Origin of the sequence: Cohnella fermenti (genome assembly GCF_004801405.1) — a bacterium.
GTDB lineage: Bacteria > Bacillota > Bacilli > Paenibacillales > Paenibacillaceae > Cohnella > Cohnella fermenti.
Window position 1 is genome coordinate 1 of record NZ_SSOB01000088.1, and the last position, 4,493, is coordinate 4,493.

Genomic DNA, 4,493 nt, shown 5'->3' on the forward strand with positions numbered 1-4,493 from the left:
CCGCCGTACCCCCTATGATTGTCGGTAATCTCACGCTGCCCCTCCGCCAATTATAGCCAACTCGCTCCGTCAGTGGATATGAAAAATCGCCGCTCTGCTTCCGTCAACGGAAGTGAGCGGCGACACTGTAACCCAAGAACGTCTAGCGAAGACGAAATAGCATTTCCCAGCTCTGCTAAAAACAACTTAATGGACTGCGTCGTTATTGCAACTGCAGAAAGTGATCTGTTTTCCATTTCAGCCCTCCATCGAATTTAGTCGTCATATAGTATTTTCGTGTTCTCAATAATTATTCATTTTCGAAAGGCCGTTGCGAGCCGTGGCACCGCCTAGGGCGTGTTTTCAAAACCAAATCATGGAAGAAGCCAGCTTCAAAAAGGCAACTAAAGAAATAGTCCGGCAAGTCACGCCAAGGCGCTCTGGAACGGATCATCCAGAGCATGGCATTCCTCACTAAGCCGACGTTGAGTTACTCTGGCGGAGGCGGGCTAGAGAAGTTGCAAAACTTACTCAGTACACCCGATATGCATAACATTCGCGGGTAAGATTTGAATTTTGTTTAAATTAGGATAGATATATCCTTCAACATAATGAATACTTCCACTTGTATTGATCTTAGTGATTCCGACTAAATTCACCATAATAAAACCTGCGGGATCTGTCCTCGATATCACAATAGACCATGCACCTATGCAACAATTACAGAATTTATTATCTGGTGTTACTTGCTTGCAAAATTGAGGCGGCAGTAAAGGTAAGTAAGGTCCATTGCAATTTTTCCAAATAAAATCTCGCCAGTTGTCATTATTTACGAGCATTTCATAGTACTTGATTTGCTCCACTGTAGGTGGACGTGCGCTAATGCTTGCGACCTCGTTTCTTATTTGCTTCATCACAAAACCTCTCCTTTGAATAATATTCATTATTAATTGTATTGATATCAGAATATTAGGTGCCTGACCAATACCTGTTTCAAAATCATTTTGTTGCGATGCACTTCCATCATGAGGCGGTAGACATTCGACTCTTAGCGCCAAGAGAAGATGCCGTAACTGACGTGCTACAGCAAAGGACGCTCAAATTCATAAATGTGGGGAAGGAAATGAAAGGGACGAACCAGAAGTGGGATTAAAACCAGGCTTAGCAGAAGCGGTGACCATCGCCAGAGATTCATCCCCATGGAAACCCCGAATCCCTCGCCGGGGTAGCCCTGTTTGAAGGGGATAGGGGAGGGTGAGCGGTAAGAAGCGCCCATCAACCCCTACGGGGTCCTACACTGGCGTTCCGGACAGCTTATACTGTTGTTCTTCTGCAGAAGCTTCCAGCGAATTATGAGACAGATCGGAGAAAAGGTATTATTTGGTAAATAATTACTTATTTTATTTAGGCTTCCTTAATCAAAGCCACTTTTTTGAAAAAAGTGATCTATTTCAAAAACCTCGATACGGGCTCACTGATCGGCGCGAAGGCTGATAGAGACACGGCGCGAGATCAGCCGTTGATCATGAGAGGTTAATGCGACTGCGGACTTCTCCAGGATCGGATATTGACGTTTAGCATAGTTAAGTGCCTGGTCATACTTGGAAATTAGCGCCGAGTCGGCGTAATGCCGGCACATAAAGCCTGCAATTTTCGATGGCCGCCAACAGACGTGCGGCATGGTAGTCATGAGTATCCACGGCGCCTCCTGGTGCTTATTGCTTTACTTCTTCACAAAACCCGTATTTTATACATATGTTAATAGATCGGCACGAGCCCTTATATACCAAGATTTCGTATATGTCTAACGACATAAATGTCCAGACATAAATGACACAAATTCAGTGACATAATATTTGAATCACTTTGTCACCGTTGCCTTGATCTTTTCCCGTTTATGTGATCGTCCGTCATGTTCGCGTCTGCAGCAGCGTGTTGGTCTGTTCGCGGTCGATCGCCACCAAGTAATCTTCGTATATCCCGTTCATATACGCATAAGACGGAAAAAAGAGAAGAAAGTTGCCGACCCGCTTGCCGGTCAGCTCCACCAGCTTCGCGACCAAGGCATCCTTCGTGGCTTCCCTGTCCACATACCGCGTAGAGAGCGGCACGATGGATACCTCCCATTGCTCTCTCGCAAACGGAGAATCGATCGTGACCGAATAATCTTCTTCCTCCGCGCCCAGCATGTCCATGAAATAGTTCAACGGGGACAACGTCGCCGAAAAAAATACGTGTGCTCGAAAACCTTTGCCCATCTGCTTTAGCAGTCTGGACGGGTTCCGGCACAGCATCTTTGCCCGTACATCGTTGCGATCCGGTTCCACATATGTGACGTAGCTCTCATCGTACAGTTTACCGATGCGAGCAAAGCTGTGCGCAGCAAAATAGCTATCCAGCAGCAGCTTTACGCTTTCGGCCCCCGCCCCCACCGTCAGTACCTTCTCCGCAGTCACAAGAAACGCGTCTACAAGCGCCAACAACGCCTCCGGAGGCTCCTTGTCGACGATCGCTTTGCCGTCCGCTCGCTTGCGAGCTTCGACGAACCACTGGTTGATCGCTTTGGCGACCGCGTGAACGTCCGCGTTCACGCCTTTGAACGCACGCTGAAAATATCCAAGAAATTGCGCTTGTCGAGCCCGGCTGAATACATCTCCCTCGCGCGGTCGATCAGATTGTGCGCCTCATCCACAAGCAGTGCGGTGTTGCGCTTGTGCTCGCCGGTCAGCCTTTTCAAGGAAACACGCGGATCGAACAAATAGTTATAATCGCAAATGACCGCATCCGCCCCATACGCCGCGTCCAGCGACAGCTCGAACGGACATACGCAATGCTTGCGCGCGTACTGCTCGATGACATCACGACGGATGATCAATTCGTTATCCAACAGATTCAGAATGGCTTCGTTGACTCGGTCGTAGTATCCGTCCGCGAACGGGCATTTCTCTTTGCGGCAGTCTACTTCCTCTTGGAAGCAAATTTCCCTTCTCTCAGTCTAAACTCCCTTCAAAAAGGAACTTCCCAAGCCTAAATACTAACATTTATTTACAAATGCTGTCCCTGGTGTCAGCTACGCTGGTACTGGGCCAAAACGCGGATTTACGCACTGGGAATCGTCACTTTAATTGTCGCCCCACTCTAGGAGTTGCCACCCTTTCCAATGGTACGACTTATTCTTCAGTTTGCCCTGTAAGGAGTATTTGATCTTTCTTATACCGGCCGAGGCTTGAGTGACTGTACCATCCAGCAAATCTTGGTGCTCACGCAGCCAGTGATTAAGATTGCGGAAACGATACGTCTCGCCGTTTGGAGACACGAGTACCCACTCCTTGGCGTGCATGTGGGCCTCAAGCCTTTCGAGGGGCGAATGAACACCTACAACATATGTAGCTACATCTTTTATCACGGAAGAATCAATCTTTGAATTTTCTAACAAATAGGATATGTTAAGCCTTGGATTGTAGATACCTATTTTTTTTATATTTTGGAACTCCGAATGAATTGAGCGAAGACCCAAAATATAGTAGACTAACAATTGCAAAGTGTGCTTACTTGTTGGAGGATACTTAGATATCTTTAAATCCCACAAAGTATCTTCTGTCAGATAATCCCCGTCGCCGGTCGTAATCGTCGCTGTGTAAGCTAATTCAAAAGTGAACCCTTCCTTAATAACTGGTCCCGAATGTTCCCAGAAAGAAAGGCTCCTATTCACCATTGTACGAATGTTAGACACAGTATTTTCATCGGGATTAATGTCTTCTACTGGCGTATACCTGATTGGGCCCACCCTAGCGCACACGTCATAACCTACGAGTTTACAAGCATAAATTATGGATTGATCATCCAAGCCCTTTATGTGATTTAAGAATTCTTTTGCTTTATTTTCTTGTTTCATGTGTTGAGAACCAATCAAAGAAATCTTGAATGCCTCTTCTGCAGAGGTTCCAGTCATGAAGCGAATCAGATAATCTACCGCTATCCCCACTAAACCAGCATTTATATTCTCCTCTGAGAACAACACGACCCCATCATCGAAAAACGTTTTAGTAAAATCGTTTGGGCTTAAAAAGCCTCCATAAGGCTGTTTGAATTTTTCTACTCTTTGTGTGACGGATGCCATTATATTATCCCCCTATATAGTACAATATTTTTTAGTAGTGAGTCGCCGTTTGTATCCATTGCCACCAAATCTCCAAAGGTGATTGTATCCATAGTACGAGTATGCTTAATCTGGTATGCTTCTTTTACTCCATCTTTTCGATTAACAATTACATCGTCTAAACCTTGAATGTCATTTGATTGTAATACGACAGAATCAATCCCTGAATCAGGATTTAGCATATCTATGATATAGGATTGTCCCACTGACCACTCATACCAATATGGATCTCCTCGTATAATCGTACTTGTAAGATCATTTTGTTCTTTTTCCAGTTGATCCGGACGACTGAAAAGGAACGAAGTGAATTTCCAGTAGGTGACCGGGTGGAGGGCGTAGCCGAACCCGTACCGCA

General features: G+C 45.8%; 5 protein-coding genes. All 5 read right to left on the reverse strand.

Features of this window, described 5'->3' with window-relative positions:
- Window positions 1-506 precede the first annotated feature (506 nt).
- On the reverse strand, window positions 507-893 hold the full coding sequence (locus tag E6C55_RS32995) for a hypothetical protein (RefSeq protein WP_136374087.1): 387 nt from the start codon (window positions 891-893) through the stop codon (window positions 507-509).
- A gap of 996 nt (window positions 894-1,889) precedes the next feature.
- The gene (locus E6C55_RS33000; RefSeq protein ID WP_136374088.1) at window positions 1,890-2,570 is read right to left on the reverse strand and encodes an ATP-dependent DNA helicase; all 681 of its coding nucleotides are present in this window, start codon (window positions 2,568-2,570) and stop codon (window positions 1,890-1,892) included.
- Window positions 2,567-2,959: a hypothetical protein gene (locus tag E6C55_RS33005; RefSeq protein ID WP_136374089.1), complete on the reverse strand. Its 393-nt coding sequence runs from the start codon at window positions 2,957-2,959 to the stop codon at window positions 2,567-2,569. The genes E6C55_RS33000 and E6C55_RS33005 overlap by 4 nt, the downstream gene beginning before the upstream one ends.
- Before the next feature lie 141 nt (window positions 2,960-3,100).
- Entirely contained in the window at window positions 3,101-4,099 is a 999-nt protein-coding gene (locus E6C55_RS33010) for a hypothetical protein (RefSeq protein ID WP_230986973.1), read from the reverse strand.
- Window positions 4,099-4,493: hypothetical protein (locus E6C55_RS34045; RefSeq protein ID WP_211093700.1), on the reverse strand; the 395-nt coding region annotated here is incomplete at its 5' end. The genes E6C55_RS33010 and E6C55_RS34045, both read right to left, overlap by 1 nt.

Excerpts from the sequence above, each read along its gene's own strand:
- E6C55_RS33010 (WP_230986973.1), bottom strand. The coding sequence starts at position 4,099 with ATGGCATCCGTCACACAAAGAGTAGAAAAATTCAAACAGCCTTATGGA.
- E6C55_RS32995 (WP_136374087.1), bottom strand. The coding sequence starts at position 893 with ATGAAGCAAATAAGAAACGAGGTCGCAAGCATTAGCGCACGTCCACCT.